General features: G+C 50.8%; 14 protein-coding genes. 3 read left to right on the top strand and 11 right to left on the bottom strand.

Features of this window, described 5'->3' with window-relative positions; translation table 11 throughout:
- Nucleotides 1-6 precede the first annotated feature (6 nt).
- The 11 genes from lpxD to rpsB all read right to left on the bottom strand — a co-directional run bounded on the left by lpxD (nucleotide 7) and on the right by rpsB (nucleotide 11,403).
- Nucleotides 7-1,065 carry a UDP-3-O-(3-hydroxymyristoyl)glucosamine N-acyltransferase gene (gene lpxD / locus INP79_RS05375; RefSeq protein WP_194753229.1) on the bottom strand — a complete coding sequence of 353 codons (1,059 nt, stop codon included), beginning with the start codon at nucleotides 1,063-1,065 and terminating at the stop codon, nucleotides 7-9.
- A gap of 45 nt (nucleotides 1,066-1,110) precedes the next feature.
- Complete coding sequence (locus tag INP79_RS05370; protein ID WP_194753228.1) at nucleotides 1,111-1,608, bottom strand: OmpH family outer membrane protein; 498 nt, start codon at nucleotides 1,606-1,608, stop codon at nucleotides 1,111-1,113.
- Between the two features lie 52 nt (nucleotides 1,609-1,660).
- Nucleotides 1,661-3,931, bottom strand: a complete 2,271-nt coding sequence (gene bamA / locus INP79_RS05365) for an outer membrane protein assembly factor BamA (RefSeq protein ID WP_194753227.1) — start codon at nucleotides 3,929-3,931, stop codon at nucleotides 1,661-1,663.
- Nucleotides 3,932-3,993: 62 nt separating this feature from the next.
- A complete protein-coding gene (gene rseP, locus INP79_RS05360; RefSeq protein WP_194753226.1) occupies nucleotides 3,994-5,355 on the bottom strand; it encodes an RIP metalloprotease RseP in 1,362 nt (453 codons plus the stop codon).
- Nucleotides 5,352-6,560 carry a 1-deoxy-D-xylulose-5-phosphate reductoisomerase gene (gene ispC / locus INP79_RS05355; RefSeq protein WP_194753225.1) on the bottom strand — a complete coding sequence of 403 codons (1,209 nt, stop codon included), beginning with the start codon at nucleotides 6,558-6,560 and terminating at the stop codon, nucleotides 5,352-5,354. The genes rseP and ispC overlap by 4 nt, the downstream gene beginning before the upstream one ends.
- A gap of 9 nt (nucleotides 6,561-6,569) precedes the next feature.
- Entirely contained in the window at nucleotides 6,570-7,397 is an 828-nt protein-coding gene (locus INP79_RS05350) for a phosphatidate cytidylyltransferase (RefSeq protein ID WP_194753224.1), read from the bottom strand.
- A gap of 3 nt (nucleotides 7,398-7,400) precedes the next feature.
- Nucleotides 7,401-8,165: a polyprenyl diphosphate synthase gene (gene uppS / locus INP79_RS05345; RefSeq protein WP_194753223.1), complete on the bottom strand. Its 765-nt coding sequence runs from the start codon at nucleotides 8,163-8,165 to the stop codon at nucleotides 7,401-7,403.
- A gap of 26 nt (nucleotides 8,166-8,191) precedes the next feature.
- Nucleotides 8,192-8,749: a ribosome recycling factor gene (gene frr / locus INP79_RS05340; protein ID WP_019881872.1), complete on the bottom strand. Its 558-nt coding sequence runs from the start codon at nucleotides 8,747-8,749 to the stop codon at nucleotides 8,192-8,194.
- A gap of 27 nt (nucleotides 8,750-8,776) precedes the next feature.
- Nucleotides 8,777-9,493, bottom strand: a complete 717-nt coding sequence (gene pyrH / locus INP79_RS05335) for a UMP kinase (RefSeq protein ID WP_019881871.1) — start codon at nucleotides 9,491-9,493, stop codon at nucleotides 8,777-8,779.
- A gap of 135 nt (nucleotides 9,494-9,628) precedes the next feature.
- Nucleotides 9,629-10,504, bottom strand: coding sequence for a translation elongation factor Ts (gene tsf, locus INP79_RS05330; RefSeq protein ID WP_194753221.1), 876 nt, complete (start codon nucleotides 10,502-10,504; stop codon nucleotides 9,629-9,631).
- A 155-nt stretch (nucleotides 10,505-10,659) separates the two neighbouring features.
- On the bottom strand, nucleotides 10,660-11,403 hold the full coding sequence (rpsB, locus tag INP79_RS05325; RefSeq protein WP_194740891.1) for a 30S ribosomal protein S2: 744 nt from the start codon (nucleotides 11,401-11,403) through the stop codon (nucleotides 10,660-10,662).
- A 366-nt stretch (nucleotides 11,404-11,769) separates the two neighbouring features.
- On the opposite strand from rpsB, the gene dhaL reads away from it, so the two are divergent.
- From dhaL to INP79_RS05310, 3 genes are all read left to right on the top strand, one after another.
- A complete protein-coding gene (gene dhaL / locus INP79_RS05320) occupies nucleotides 11,770-12,402 on the top strand; it encodes a dihydroxyacetone kinase subunit DhaL (RefSeq protein ID WP_194753220.1) in 633 nt (210 codons plus the stop codon).
- 75 nt (nucleotides 12,403-12,477) lie between these two features.
- On the top strand, nucleotides 12,478-13,476 hold the full coding sequence (gene dhaK, locus INP79_RS05315; protein ID WP_194753219.1) for a dihydroxyacetone kinase subunit DhaK: 999 nt from the start codon (nucleotides 12,478-12,480) through the stop codon (nucleotides 13,474-13,476).
- Between the two features lie 363 nt (nucleotides 13,477-13,839).
- Entirely contained in the window at nucleotides 13,840-15,792 is a 1,953-nt protein-coding gene (locus INP79_RS05310) for a diguanylate cyclase domain-containing protein (protein ID WP_228519723.1), read from the top strand.
- The last annotated feature ends 8 nt before the right edge of the window (nucleotides 15,793-15,800 follow it).

Raw genomic sequence — 15,800 nt, 5'->3', positions numbered from 1 at the left:
AATCTCTCAATCTTCCGAATGTTTTTGTATGTTGCTTATTGCTTGCTCAAGCCGTTTGAGCTTGAGGTTATGTTGTTCCAAATGACGGATGTTTGCGGCCGTCCGTAGCCAGTCTTCGTGCTTCTGAAATGGCATCACCGCTGTATAAGTACCCGCTTGCTGTATGGAGCGCATAATCATGGAGCCTGGTGAGATGGTGACACCATCAACGATGTGCAAGTGACCCAGTATCATGGCCGCCCCACCAATCTTGCAGTGCGCGCCGATCACGGCACTACCCGCAATACCAACGCAGCCCGCAATCACAGTATGCGCGCCAATTCGAACATTATGGGCGACCTGTATCAAATTGTCCAACTTCACGCCGTCTGCGATCACGGTATCATCCAGTGCACCGCGATCCACCGTCGTATTGGCACCAATATCGACATGATCACCAATCACTACGCGGCCAATTTGCGGTATTTTAACCCATTGGCCTTGTTCTTCTGCATAGCCAAAACCATCATTTCCAATCACACAGCCGGAAAACAAATGGCAATGGCTACCGATGACAGTACCATGCTTGACGACAACACGTGGCTCTAACACCGTATGTGCGCCTATCGTCACATCATCTTCAATTACGCAACCCGCACCAATGCGTACATCACGGCCCAACTTCACGCGATCACCGATGCTCACCATGGCATCTACCGTCAACTCTGCAGGCAAATGTGTATCAAAACCGATTGCAGCACTGGCATGTACGTGATTCACATACTGCTTGGGTGGATTCATCAATGCAGACAGCTTGGCAAAATAAGCATACGGATTATCCGTCAGGATACAGGGCAACGTTGACAAATGACGGTGCTCAGGCCGCAGGATCACTGCCGCGGCCTGCGTGGCCTGCAATGATTGTGTGTATTTGGTGTCATTAAAAAAAGCAATGGCATCAGGTTGCGCTTGCGCCAAAGAGGCCATACGAGCCACCTTGAGCGCTGCTGCACGGGCATGTGTGCCAATGTCTAGCTGTCCACCCAGAGACGCAACAATCTCTTGTAATGTGAAGTGTTGCGCCATATGAAGTACTACCCTTGAGAATAACTTGAGAACGGTGGTCGCTGGTTATTTCTTACCCAGCAATTTAAGAACTTTATCCGTAATATCGATACGTTTACTGGCATACGCCACGCCACTGTAGGCGACCAGGTCATAGCCCTCGCTTTCAGAAACGGTTTGCACAGCCTTGTTAATACGCTCCTGCAGCAAAGCCAGCTCTTCGTTCTTGCGCAGGTTGATATCTTCACGCAACTCGCGTTGCTTGCTTTGAAATTCAAGACGCAGGTTATTTAACTGACGCTCTTTTTGGCGGCGGTCCGCTTCCACAATATTGGCCCGGTCATGATCCAGTTGTGATTCCAGGTCGCGAATCTGCTTTTGCAACTTATCCAGCTCCAGTGAACGCGGGCTGAACTCTTTCTCCAGCTTCTTGCCTGTTTCAGCCGTTTGCGGGGCCTCCTGCAGTAGCTTGTCTACTTGCACATAGCCAACCTTGAAATCAGCAGCCATCACCTGGCCACAACACAGCAAGAGGCCGAGCAACCCTACCAGAATACTTCTCATGCCATGACTCCCTTCCGTACCTGCTCTATTGCAACCTGATACAGCTCACACATTAGAACTGCTGTCCAAACTGGAATTGCAACATTTGCGTATCATCACCACTCTTATCGTTCAACGGCTTGGCCAGCACCAGCTTCAATGGGCCGAATGGTGACACCCAGGTCACGCCCACACCGGTGGAGAATCTCAAGTACTCAGAGTTGATCGAATCATCCTTACCATACACACCACCACCATCGACAAACGCACTCAACCTGAACTGGTTAGATTGCGACACAAATGGCACCGGCATAAACAACTCAACGTTACCCACAAAGCGTTTGGTACCACCCACGGCAAAGTCTGAACCTGTGCTTGGGTTGATTTGGCGCGGCCCCAAGGAGGAGTTCAGGAAGCCGCGTACGCTGTTCACACCGCCGGCATAGAAGTTCTTGAAGAACGGATAGTTCTTGCCGCCATAACTGTCAGCATAACCCGCTTCGCCGTTCAGCATCAGGGTAAAGTCTTTACCCAGGTCCTTGTACCAGCTATGTTGGTAGCTGACTTTATAATACTGTAAATCCAGCCCGGGAATAGAAACATCGCCTGACAGACGCTGCAATACACCACGGCGTGGGAACAGGATATTGTCACGCGAGTCATACGTCCAGCCTGCGTTAAACACGATGGAGTTACTGCTACAACCATTATTATTACCGCAGAAGTTCAGGTATTGAATGGGGCTGCTGGCAGACAGCTCAACATCGGTAAAGTCCAGCGTTAAGCCCGCACTGATAAAGTCCATCTCGGACATCGGCATGCCAAAGCGCACACCCACACCGTAAGACTGGCTGTTATAGGTACCCACGTTTAAGGTACTGGAGTTCCTGCGGCTGGTATCGACGTCACGACGATAGATATCAAAGCCACGACTGATACCATCTGGCGTGTAATACGGGTCAGTATAAGACAAGGAATACACCGTGTTGTAGCTGCTGGTATTCACTTGCAAGGCTACGCGATTACCAGTCCCCAGGAAGTTAGGCTGGTTGATGTTAAAACCAAGCACCACGCCATCACTACTGGACAAACCTGCACCAAACTGCACGCTGCCGGTGGCTTTTTCAGCCACGGTCACATTCATGTCCACCTGATCATTGATCCCTGGAACCCCAGGCGTCTCCAACTCTACCGAGTCGAAAAAGTTCAAGCGCTGGATACGCTCTTTGGAACGTTTGATCTTGTCGCCAGCATACCAGGCAGACTCCAGTTGACGCATTTCGCGGCGAACCACAGCATCGCGCGTACGGGTGTTACCTTGTACGTTAATCCGTCGCACATACACTTTGCGGCCTGGGTCAACGAAGAATGTAAAGGCAACCGTATGCTCCAGCTTATTGATTTCAGGCACCGCGTTCACGTTAGCAAACGCATAACCCTCTTCACCCAGCTTGTCATTCATGTTTTTGCTGGCATCCGTCACCTTCTGGCGGCTAAATACTTCGCCATCCTGGATATTGATCAGCTTGCGCAAGTCCTCTTCCGGCAACAGCATGTCGCCTGCCAGTTTGGTCTTGCTGATATTGTACTTTTCACCTTCGGTCAGGTTGATGGTGATATACACATCACGCTTGTCTGGGGAAATCGAGACCTGTGTTGAATCAATCGAAAACTCCAGATAGCCCTGGTTCATATAAAACGAACGCAGCGCTTCGAGGTCAGCAGTCAGCTTTTGCTTGGAATACTGGTCATCCTTATTCCACCAGCTCATCCAGTTTGGTGTCGTCAGCAAAAAGTTGGCGCGCAGATCTTCAGTCTTGAATAAATGGTTACCGACAATATTGATGTCACGGATCTTGGCAGCCGGACCTTCGGTAATTTCAAAGCGAATCGCCACACGGTTACGCTCTAACGGACTTGCCGTTGCTTTTACTTCCGCGCTGTATTTACCTTGTGACAAGTATTGGCGCTTGATTTCCTGCTCGGCTCTGTCAAGTTGGGATTTATCGAAAATCTGGCCTTCTGCGATACCAATTTGCTTCAGGCCGTCCTTGATTTTGTCTGTCTGGAAGGATTTATTACCACTAAAGTCAATTTGCGTGACAGAAGGACGCTCCTGCACAGTCACGACCAGTACATCACCTTCATTTTCGATACGCACATCTTTAAAAAAACCAGTCGCATACAGGGATTTAATCGCCTGCGCGGCTTTTTCGTCACTCATGACATCACCTACCTGCATCGGCAGGTAATTAAATACGGTCCCTGGTTCAGTACGTTGCAGGCCTTCGACACGGATATCGGTAATCACAAAAGGCTCTGCGGCATACGCGCTGACGTGCATCACCCCCGCCAATAAACACAACCACAATTTGGAACTGGATTTTATTCTCATTAACTATGCTTTCAACCTATCAGGTAACGATTGATGTCATTAAAAAATGCAATCACCATCAATGCCCCTAAAATACCTAAACCCAGACGCTGCCCAATCGCCAACACCTTGTCAGGTAATGGTTCTCCTCGTATCAATTCCGCCATATGATACAACAAATGACCGCCATCCAATACTGGAATCGGTAGCAGATTCATGACGGCAATACTGATACTCAGCAAAGCAATAAAACCGATGTAAGGCTTAAGCCCCATCCCGGCCGATTCACCCGCGGCATCAGCGATGCTGACCGGCCCGCTGATGGCTTTGAGCGACGCCTGGCCAGTGATCATCTTGCCCAGCATTTTCAGGGTAAATGCAATGGTTTCCTGCATTTTATCCAGCGCCCGCACAGCGGCTTGTGATGCACTGTACTGGCGAACCACCTGATATGGCGTTAAATCCACAGCATCCATATTGACGGCGGCACCCAAGCGACCGATTTTTTGCCCGCCTTGCTGTATGGCCTCCGGCAACAACTTCACCTGCGCCAGGCGATCTCCGCGCTGATATTCAATTTTCAACGGCTGGGCTGGGCTGGCACGCACCAGTTTTACAAACTGCTGCCAATCCGTCACAGGCTTCTGGTTGACCTTGAGGATACGGTCTCCCGTTTGCAAGCCGCTTTGCTCTGCCACAGAATCCGACATCACCTCACCAATCACGGCCGGTACCACAGGCATCAATACTGCCAAGCCTGTTTTCTGCATCACTTCACCATCCGGCTCGCCAGCTAGCTGGTTCAGCGGTAACACCTGCTGATGCACCTCTCCTTGCGGCGTTCTGGTGACGACTGCTACCGGCTTGTGCACCATCCAGCTTTCCAGTAATTGCCATTGTGCCTCTTGCCAAGTGGCGACAGGTTTAGCATCCAATGATACGATCAGGTCGCCTTGGCGTAATTTGGCGGCCGCCGCCAGCGAGCCCTGCTCTACCGGGCCAATATACGGCTTGAGTCCGATTTCCCCCTGGGCAATCAAGCCCCAATAGCATACAAATGCCAGCAACAGGTTAGCCAAAGGCCCAGCAAATACGATCCACATTTTCGCAGCGATCGACTGCTTGTCAAACGCTTGCGACCAGTCAGTGCCAGGCACATGCTCCACATCCGTCTCGCGACTATCCAGCATTTTGACGTAGCCGCCCAGTGGAATCCACGACAATACCCACTCGGTGGCTTGCGCATGCGCCTGATATTTGAAGATAGGCTTGCCAAAGCCAATAGAGAATTTAAGCACTCGCACGCCACAGCTGCGTGCTGCCAGGTAATGGCCAAATTCATGAATGGTGACCAACACACCAATGGCAACGATAAATGCCCAGATGGAGGTCATACGCTGACAGCCTTGCGTACCGGGGTGGTGGTCATATTGGCAATCGCTTGTGTCACAAACGCTCTGGCTTCGGCATCAATCGCCAGCAATTGCTCAATCGATTGCACATGATCAGCAGGCAGGTGCTGCAAAGTCATTTCCAGTAAACGTGGAATATCCAGATATTGAATTTGCTCACGCAAGAAGGCAGCCACCGCCACCTCATTGGCCGCGTTGAGGATAGCGGGCGCCGTGCCGCCTGCGGCCAATGCGTCATAAGCTAATCTCAGACATGGAAAACGCTGGGTATCAGGCGCCTCAAACTCCAGCTTGGCCACTTCAATCAAACTCAGCGGTTTCACACCGGAGGCAATGCGCTCAGGGTATGCAAGACCATAGGCAATCGGCGTGCGCATATCAGGATTGCCCAATTGCGCCAGAATGCTGCCATCGACATAAGACACCATGGAGTGAATCACACTCTGCGGATGCACCACGACTTCGATCTGCTCGGGACGCGCATCAAACAGCCAGTGCGCCTCAATCACTTCCAGCCCCTTGTTCATGAGCGTAGACGAGTCTACGGTGATTTTTGCCCCCATCACCCAATTCGGATGTTTGAGTGCCAAGGCAGGTGTCACTTCCTGCAACTGTGCCTGCGTGTAGCCACGGAAAGGGCCACCGGATGCCGTGAGGATAATCTGGTTAACGCCGACATCACGCAAGTCGCTGTAAGCTTGTCTTGGCATGACCTGAAAGATCGCATTATGCTCGCTATCAATCGGCAACAAGGTAGCTTGCCCTTGTTTGACCGCATCCATAAACAATTGGCCAGCCATCACCAGGGTTTCTTTATTCGCCAGCAAAATCTTTTTGCCTGCTTTTGCCGCTGCCAGCGCTGGTAGCAAGCCTGCCGCACCGACAATGGCAGCCATCACAATGCTGACTTCGGCATGAGCAGCTACTTCGGTTAACCCATCAACACCGGCTAACACCTCAATCTTGAGCTGTTCAGCTTGCACACGTTGCTGCAACAATTGCGCAGACGCGGCATCCTGCATCACGGCATAACGCGGCTGATACTGCACACATTGCTGCAACATGACATCCACATTGCTGTGCGCCGTCAGCGCAAACACGCCATAGCGGCCAGGATGTTGTGAAATCACATCCAGTGTCTGCTGACCGATGGTACCGGTGCTGCCGAGTATGGTGACGTATTGCAAAATAACCTCTTAAAACGAGTAAGACTGTTGCCAGTAATGAAACCAGAACAGCAGGCACATGCCAATAGGCAACGCCGGAATCACGCCATCGACGCGATCAAGCAAGCCACCATGGCCTGGCAAGAATTGGCCACTATCCTTAAGATTGGCGCGACGTTTAAAAAAGGACTCAAACAGGTCGCCATAAATACCGGCGATGGTCACCACCCACAATCCTGGCAACACCCACCAGGTCGCAACGGCACCGGTGATTTTCAAGCCAGCGGCATAGGCAGCGACAGCCAGCAATGCGCCAGCCACGCCCTCCCATGTCTTGCCGGGGCTAATGGCAGGTGCCAGTTTGTGTCGCCCGAACTGCTTACCGGCAAAATAAGCCGCACTGTCCGCCAGCCAGATGGTGGAAATAATCACCAGTAACACATATGGATTCACTTCCTTGGCAGTGACCAAGGCCATCCACAATGACATCATCAAACCCCAACCTAATACCAGGTTCAGTGATTTGTGTTTGGAAAAGTCATTAAAAAATAGTGCGATAGGCACCACACATAGCCAGAACAGGCTAGCGGCGGCAAATACTTGCAAGGCGCGATAAAAAAACCAGTGAAACCCAAATTGCTGCAAAAGACACAGCAAACCCACGCCAGTGACCGCAGACACAGCCAAGTAAACACGCGTTTGTGTCACACTCAGTTGCAAGAAGCCAGCCCATTCACGCAAACAGACCAGTGTTAGCACCAGCATCACTGCTGCCCAACCCATCAGTGGCAACCAAAACAGGGCTGGCAAAAACAAGCCCAGCAATACAATTGCAGTAATGATTCTGGTTTTTAACATAGTTTACTTAGAGGGAGCGCTATCGGTAGTCAGTTGTTCACTGGTGCGACCAAAGCGTCTTTCGCGTTGGTGATACGAAGCCAAGGCAGCTTCAAAAGCAGCGTCGTCAAAGTCCGGCCACAAGGTAGGCGTAAAATAAAGCTCAGTATAAGCCAACTGCCATAACAGGAAGTTACTGATGCGGGTTTCGCCACCGGTGCGGATAAACAAATCCGGCTCAGGTGCATATGGCATGGACAGATAAGGCGCCAGGTCTGCTTCGTTGATTTCAGTCACGTTGCCCTTGTCGGCCAGCAACTGGTTCACTGCATGCACCACATCCCAACGGCCGCCATAGTTAACGGCGATGGTTAGCGTCAAACCGGTATTGGCCGCCGTTTGCTGCTCAGCCTCCAGCATTTTTTGCTGCAAAGCATCGTTAAACGGACTGCGGTCGCCGATGAGCTTCAAAATCACATTGGCTTCATGCAATTTCCTGACTTCCCTGTCCAATGCTTCCAGGAACAGGCCCATCAAAAAAGTCACTTCATCCGGCGGACGGCGCCAGTTTTCGCTACTGAAAGCAAACAGGGTCAGGTATTTGATATCGAGACGGACACAGGCTTTCACCAGCGCACGTACAGATTCCAGACCGCGCTGATGGCCAGCTACGCGGGGTAAAAAACGCTTTTTTGCCCAACGCCCATTGCCATCCATAATCACCGCAACATGTTGCGGCACCTCCTGAATAGGCGGAACTTGCTTGGTAGAACTGGAAAATAAACCCAAATCGATACCCGATTCCCTGATCGCGGTTAAACCGCCATCAAATCTGTTTCTTTTTGCTGCAAAATTTTGTCGACTTCGGCCACGGCCTTGTCGGTCATTTTCTGCACTTCGTCTTGCGCACGGCGCTCATCATCTTCAGAAATCGCTTTATCCTTGATCAGTTTTTTCAAGGCATCGTTAGCATCGCGACGTACGTTACGGATCGCCACCTTGGCGCCCTCACCTTCGGAGCGCACAATTTTGGTCAAATCACGGCGGCGCTCTTCAGTCAGCATCGGCATAGGCACGCGGATCAAATCACCATTGGTGGCTGGGTTCAAACCCAGGTCACAGTCACGGATTGCCTTCTCAACCTTGGCAATCATGTTTTTCTCGTAAGGCTGCACATTCAGTGTACGCGCATCACCCAAGTTGATGTTGGCCACCTGGCTAACGGTCACCATAGAGCCGTAATATTCCACCATCACGTGATCCAGCAAACCGGTATGGGCACGGCCTGTACGGATTTTTGCCAAATCGGTTTTCAACGCTTCCAGCGATCTATGCATTTTCTGCTCAGCAGATTTTTTAATTTCTTCAACCATCATTACTCTCCAATCTTCATGCCAGGCTTAAGCCATGACACGCGTTCCTTCATTTTCGCCCAGAATCACGCGTTTCAATGCACCTTCTTTAAAGATGCTGAACACTGCAATCGGCATTTTCTGGTCACGGCACAGCGTAAATGCCGTGGCATCCATGACTTTTAAGTTCTTATTGATCGCCTCATCATAAGAGACGATATCATAGCGTGTCGCCGTCGGGTCTTTTTTCGGATCCGCCGTGTAAATACCGTCGACCTTGGTCGCTTTCAAGACGATTTCCGCATCGATTTCCACACCGCGCAAAGCTGCCGCAGTATCGGTGGTAAAAAACGGGTTACCGGTGCCGGCACCAAAAATCACCACTTTTCCCTCTTCAAGGTAACGAATCGCCTTGCCGCGAATATAAGGCTCAGCCACCGCTTCAATATTCAGCGCACTCTGTACGCGCGCAGCCACACCCGCGTGCTTCATCGCATCCTGCAAAGCCATGGCGTTCATCACAGTGGCCAGCATGCCCATGTAATCGGCGGTTGCTCTATCCATACCTTCAGCTGCTGGGGCCACACCACGGAAAATATTGCCGCCACCGATGACGATGCCAACTTGCACGCCCATACTGACGACTTCTTTCACTTGCGCCACAATGGCCGTCACTGTTTCGCGGTTAATGCCATAGGCATCATCGCCCATCAGCGCCTCACCAGACAACTTGAGCAATATGCGCTTGAAAGCAGGTTGTGCCATGATTATTTTCCCAAACTCAAAATGTGCTTATTTAATCACAAAACGCGCTTTCTTTGGCGTCTTGCGCCCGTTTTGGGCATAAAAAAAGTGGAATCCTGGGATTCCACTTTTTGGGATACCGCTTTAAAAAGTCAATTAGACTTTAGCAGCAGCAGCCACTTCAGCAGCGTAATCAACCACTGCTTTTTCAATGCCTTCACCGACCACGTACATGCTGAACGAAGCCACGCTTGCACCTTTGGATTTCAGCAACTGCTCAATGCTCAGCTTGTCATCTTTCACAAAAGCCTGGCTCAGCAAAGTCACTTCTTTCAGGAACTTCTGCACAGTACCTTCAGCGATTTTTTCCAGCATCGCTTCTGGCTTGCCTGCTTCTTTGGCTTTTTCGATCGCCACACGACGCTCAGCGTCGATCAGCGCAGCGTCTACACCGCTAGCATCCAGTGATTTTGGTTTAGCTGCAGCAATGTGCATAGCGATATCTTTACCCAATGCTTCATCGCCACCAACCAAGTCCAGCAACACACCGATTTTGCTGCCGTGTACATAGCTAAACAATTGGCCTTTTGCTGGCGTGCGAACAAAACGACGTGGCGTGATGTTTTCACCGATTTTGCCAACCAACTGCGCGCGCACAGCTTCAGCGGTCTCGCCACGCAGTGGCAATGTACCCACAGCCTCAATATCAGCCGGGTTATTTTCGTTCACAGTTTGTGCCAAGTCGCCCACAAACTTCAGGAATTCTTCGTTCTTGGCACAGAAGTCAGTTTCAGAGTTGACTTCAATCAATGTACCCAGTTTACCATCAGCAGAAATACTGATGCCAACAGTACCTTCAGCCGCTACACGGCCAGCAGCTTTGCTGGCTTTGTTACCAAAACGCACACGCAGAATTTCTTCCGCACGGGTCATGTCGCCTTCAGCTTCAGTCAACGCTTTTTTACAGTCCATCATTGGGGCATCGGTGCGCTCACGTAAGTCTTTCACCATGCTTGCGGTAATTTCAGCCATTTATTTGCTCCTTTTGTTAGGATTCCTGCATGAGCATTTATCTCATTGCGGATTTATCTTAAAAATTCTTTTTAGCATATGCCATTCATGTGTCAGGCATATGATGAAATGCAATAGAAAAAGGGGCGCATCGCCCCTTTTTAAGCTACGAGTAATTACTCGGCAACAGCCTCAGCTGGTGCAGCTTCTTCCTGAGCAGCTTTTACGATTTCAGAAATCGCGTTTGCGCGACCTTCCAATACCGCATCAGCCATGCCACGTGCATACAAACGAATTGCGCGTGAGGAGTCATCGTTACCAGGGATCACATAAGTGATGCCATCTGGAGAGTTGTTGGTATCCACGATACCGATCACTGGAATACCCAGTTTGCGTGCCTCAGTAATCGCGCCGCTTTCATGACCAACGTCGATCACGAAAATCGCATCTGGCAAGCCACCCATTTCCTGGATACCGCCGATAGAACGCTCCAGCTTTTCGATTTCGCGCTTGATGCCCAAAGCTTCTTTTTTACCGAACTTGTCGATGCTGCCATCTTCGATCATGGCTTCAAAGTCGTTCAGACGCTTGATAGACTGCTTCACTGTTTTGAAGTTAGTCAGCATACCACCCAACCAGCGGTGATTAACGTATGCACAACCAGCGCGCTGCGCTTCTTCTTTAACAATGTCACGGGCTTGACGCTTGGTGCCCACGAACAGAATACGGCCCTTGTTTGCTGCCAGTGTGCGCACGTATTTTTGTGCTTCTTCAAACAGTGGCAGTGTTTTTTCCAGGTTTACGATATGAATTTTGTTACGATCACCAAAAATGAACTCGGCCATTTTTGGGTTCCAGTAACGAGTTTGGTGGCCAAAGTGAACACCGGCCTCCAGCATTTGACGCATAGTCACGGACATGATTTTATCTTTCCATTCAAAGGGTTATTCATTAACATGCAATCAAAAACACCCCATAAAGGGCACCCAATGTGATTACATGCAAGTTAATTGACACGAAAGTCAATCCAAAATTATAGCGCTTTAATCAATTACTTTCAAGCACTTAACTGCATTCACAGCAGTGCTGGGCGTCCCCGTCAGGACTCGAACCTGAAACTAGCCCTTAGGAGGGGCTGGTGATATCCTGTTTCACCACGAGGACCGCGGCGCTATTTTAAACGCAAGCGACCAAAACGCCTACCCTGAAAACAACAAAATCAGACTTGCCGACGCAGCAGGCTTGTGAGTAACATGCGGTTTTCAGTCTCGTTAAGCTGCCATACCATGAACAGTTCTGCCATCAATCACTATGCCGCCGCCATCCGCGATGCCATCCTGGCCCATGAAGCTGATATTGAATGTCTGGACCGCGAGATCGGCGATGGCGATCATTACATAAATATGAAGCGTGGCTGCGAGGCGATTACTGGCCTGGCAGATGAACTCAGCACCCTATCTAGCGCCGATGCACTGAACAAGATCGGCATGAAGTTACTCAGCACCATTGGCGGCGCCTCCGGACCTTTATTTGCCAGTTTCTTTATGAGCATGAGTAAAACGCTTAAAACCAGCGACACCATGACCACACTGCAAATCGCACTTGCGTTTGAGGCAGGCGTGCAGGCGATCATGCAACGCGGCAAGGCACAAGCCGGTGAAAAAACCATGTTGGATGTGCTGATCCCGGTGGCCACGGCATTCAAGCAACTGGCAGAGCAAGGTCAATCCAGCAAAGACATCTCTGCGGCACTGAAAACCATTGCCAGCGACGGCCTGGAATCTACCCGCAATATGCTGGCGACCAAAGGCCGTGCTTCAGGCTTGGGCGAGCGCGCCATCGGCCACCTGGATGCTGGCGCAAAAAGCTGCCAGGTGATGATAGATACCATCTGTGACCTTGTGCTATCGAAACAATAAAACAAGGCCACCACAAGCAAACCACTCCCAGCCGGACATTACGCCATACGCTTACCAAAGAACAGGGGCATTGATATGAAAAAATTCGTCAACAATATTGATCACATGCTGGTTGAAAGCCTGACTGGCTTTGCCACGGCGCACGGCGACCTGGTCGAAGTGCAATTCGACCCGACCTTTGTCAGCCGCAAACAAAAATCACAACAGAAGGTCGCTATCATTTCTGGCGGTGGCTCCGGCCATGAACCACTACATGCGGGCTATGTAGGCAAAGGCATGCTGGATGCGGCCTGTCCTGGCCAGGTATTCACCTCCCCCACACCAGATCAGATGCTGGCTGCAGCCGAAGCGGTGCATGCCGATAAAGGCGTGCTATTTATCGTTAAAAACTATGCCGGCGATGTCATGAACTTTGAAATGGCTGCCGAAATGCTGCCATTTGAACATGCCACAGTGCTCACTTCGGATGATTGTGCCGTCGTCAACAGCACCTATACCACCGGCCGCCGCGGCGTGGCAGGGACAGTCATTGTTGAGAAATGTGTTGGCAGCCTGGCAGAAACCGGTGCCGACCTCGCCAGTTGCAAGGCGCTGGGCGATAAAATTAACCTGCTTACCTCCAGCATAGGCGTCGCGCTCACTAGCTGTACCGTGCCTGCCGCCGGTCGACCCACCTTCGACATCAGCGATAGCGAAATCGAAATGGGTGTCGGCATCCACGGTGAACCGGGCCGTCGCCGCGAAGCGATGCGTACAGCGGATGTCATTGTTGCCGACATGGTAAATGCCATCGTGCACGACTTCGAGGCCAAACAATTACCGACCCAAGGCGACATTTTGCTGCTGGTGAATGGCCTGGGCGCCACGCCACTCATGGAGCTATACCTGATTTACAACACGGCGGCGAAATTGCTCACAGAAAAAGGATTCAGCATTGCCCGTAGCCTGGTCGGTAACTATATTACCGCCATCGACATGGCAGGTGCTTCACTCACCGTGTGCCTGCTGGATAACGATATCAAACAACACTGGGACAGCCCCGTACATACGGCCGGTTTACGCTGGGGCTGCTAAAAGCAGCCATACCCACCATGATCTACCAGCTAAGCCTGGCGGATGAAGTATGCTCATTCGCAGGCCGACGCTGTCAACCATACCCGTTCCCGCTCGTTTTCAACAAAATCAGCATAATTGCAGCAATCCGCCACACGCAATGCAATTAGTCTTATTTAGTCATTGCATCCCTGCAAGCGCAGGAGTATGTTGACTCTCAGAGCTGTGAAACAATCCTTGCCACAGGCGGATTGATATAAAACAAAACAACATAAATACAAGATTTGAGCGTGTATGTCTGCAATAACCATCTGCCATTCTCCGTGAATTCATATTCAGAAAGTTTTTCACTGCCTTCAGAAATATAGCTTTCCCGGATTGATAATGCGTTTCCCGAACTACAAACAATCGTTGACCATGGATGTGATGTTGCAGATGGCCGTCAGGGTCAGCATCGTCATCATTGCCGTCAGCGCCCTCACCTATTGGCACATTTACAAAACCCTGGTCAGTTCAACCATAGACGGCCTGGAGCACTACATTCAGGAGCGCGGGCAGCGGGAGAGCGGGATTTTCAAACTGGCGGAATCGAATCACCAGATATTCAGGGCGACTTACCTGGCGCACTGGCAGCAGGACTTCTTCTATAACGACCAATTCTTTTGGCATGCGTTTGAAAGAAGACCAGACCAGACCATCCGCTTACAGAAAAAAGCCTACGATGGTTATTTCAATCACTCCGGCCTGCTCAGCAAGGATGTCACCGCCTATATTGGCGCCAATGCGCCGATTGAAAACAATGCCTTTAGAAAGAAACTGCTGCTTGCCTACACCATGGTGGACCACTTTGGCGTGGCCTGGACCCAGCAGTTTGCCAACCTCTACGTCTCCATGCCTGAGAACGTCAACATTGTGTATTGGCCAGGCGTGAGATGGGCGGATAACGCCACCAGCAAGCTAAACGTGCTCAGTGAAGAGTGGGTCTATATCACCACGCGGCAAAATAATCCCGAACGCAAAAGCGTGTGGACCGGGCTCTACTACGACCCAACTGCGCTGGAATGGATGGTGTCACTGGAAACGCCGATTGATATCACACCGACCAATACCCTGAATATCGGCCACGATATCTTGCTGAACGCCTTGTTTGACCGCGTGTTTAACGACCATTTGTCCGGCACCTATAACTTTATTTTCCGGGATGACGGCCGCCTGATTGCACACCCGGAAAAAATCAAAGAGATGAACCGCACACGCGGCATGTTGATGATTTCACAGCTAAAAGACACGCAGCTGCAACATTACTTTAAAACGCTGCAAACCCATATCCAGAAAAAACAAAAAGATTACTTTATTGTCGAGGCCGATGAAGAGTTTCTTGCAGTGACCAAAATTGACGGCCCGGGCTGGTGGTTTGTCACCGTCTACCCCAAATCGCTGCTCTCCTCGCCATCGCTCAAGGCAGCGAAATTCATCCTGATTGTCAGCCTGTTTGCACTGGTGATTGAACTCATCATGCTGTATCTGGTAATGATGAAAAAAGTTGTGCAGCCGCTGGAAACCTTTATGGACGCATCCAGCGCCATTGAAGGGCAACGGTACGAAAAAATCACCAGCAATGCACTGCCTTTACCGGACCACCTGGATAATGAAATTGGCAAGCTGGCCAAACTGTTCAAAAGTATGTCTGGCAGTTTGCAGCACTTCCGTAGCGACATGCAGCGCCTGACCCACTCCCTAGAGGACCAGGTCAAGGTGAGGACGCGTGAATTGCAACGGGCAAAAGACAAGGCAGAAAAAGAAGCCACGATTGATAGCCTGACGCAAATCCCCAACCGCCACTCTTTTTACAATCGAGCCAAGGCCTTATTGCAACAAGCAGATCATGCTGGCGAGCCGTTATGTTTCCTGATGCTGGATATAGATTTTTTCAAAGTCATCAACGACACTTACGGCCATCCGCAAGGCGATCAGGTGCTGGTCGCTTGTGCACGCACCATAGAAAACACCATCCGTGAAAAAGACCTGCTGGGCAGATTGGGCGGCGAAGAGTTCGCCGTGGTCTTGCCCAACACCAGCCTGGAAGAAGCACGCGTGATTGCCGAACGCATCCGTGTCAGGATTGCCGAGTTGTCGTTTTATACCACGCAACGCATACAAAGCTTCCACACCACTATCAGCATCGGCATCTCTTGTGCGACAGAGACTATTTATGCCTATGAGTTGCTGTATAAGCATGCCGACCTGGCGCTTTATGAAGCTAAGCAGTCTGGCCGCAATCTGGTGATCACTTACAGCGGAAGCCCAACGCCACAAGAGGATGCGCCAGACAGTTAGCGCACCAG

The sequence above is a fragment of the Methylophilus sp. QUAN genome (genome assembly GCF_015354445.1).
In the GTDB taxonomy this organism is placed as follows: domain Bacteria; phylum Pseudomonadota; class Gammaproteobacteria; order Burkholderiales; family Methylophilaceae; genus Methylophilus.
The sequence above is the reverse complement of the archived record's forward strand: the minus strand, read 5'-3'. Positions and strand labels throughout refer to the sequence as shown.

Coding starts and splice junctions, on each gene's coding strand:
- dhaK (WP_194753219.1), top strand. CDS start 12,478: ATGAAAAAATTCGTCAACAATATTGATCACATGCTGGTTGAAAGCCTG.
- frr (WP_019881872.1), bottom strand. CDS start 8,749: ATGGTTGAAGAAATTAAAAAATCTGCTGAGCAGAAAATGCATAGATCG.
- rpsB (WP_194740891.1), bottom strand. CDS start 11,403: ATGTCCGTGACTATGCGTCAAATGCTGGAGGCCGGTGTTCACTTTGGC.
- INP79_RS05310 (WP_228519723.1), top strand. CDS start 13,840: ATGCGTTTCCCGAACTACAAACAATCGTTGACCATGGATGTGATGTTG.
- pyrH (WP_019881871.1), bottom strand. CDS start 9,493: ATGGCACAACCTGCTTTCAAGCGCATATTGCTCAAGTTGTCTGGTGAG.
- bamA (WP_194753227.1), bottom strand. CDS start 3,931: ATGCACGTCAGCGCGTATGCCGCAGAGCCTTTTGTGATTACCGATATC.
- tsf (WP_194753221.1), bottom strand. CDS start 10,504: ATGGCTGAAATTACCGCAAGCATGGTGAAAGACTTACGTGAGCGCACC.
- rseP (WP_194753226.1), bottom strand. CDS start 5,355: ATGACCTCCATCTGGGCATTTATCGTTGCCATTGGTGTGTTGGTCACC.
- INP79_RS05350 (WP_194753224.1), bottom strand. CDS start 7,397: ATGTTAAAAACCAGAATCATTACTGCAATTGTATTGCTGGGCTTGTTT.
- INP79_RS05370 (WP_194753228.1), bottom strand. CDS start 1,608: ATGAGAAGTATTCTGGTAGGGTTGCTCGGCCTCTTGCTGTGTTGTGGC.
- lpxD (WP_194753229.1), bottom strand. CDS start 1,065: ATGGCGCAACACTTCACATTACAAGAGATTGTTGCGTCTCTGGGTGGA.
- dhaL (WP_194753220.1), top strand. CDS start 11,770: ATGAACAGTTCTGCCATCAATCACTATGCCGCCGCCATCCGCGATGCC.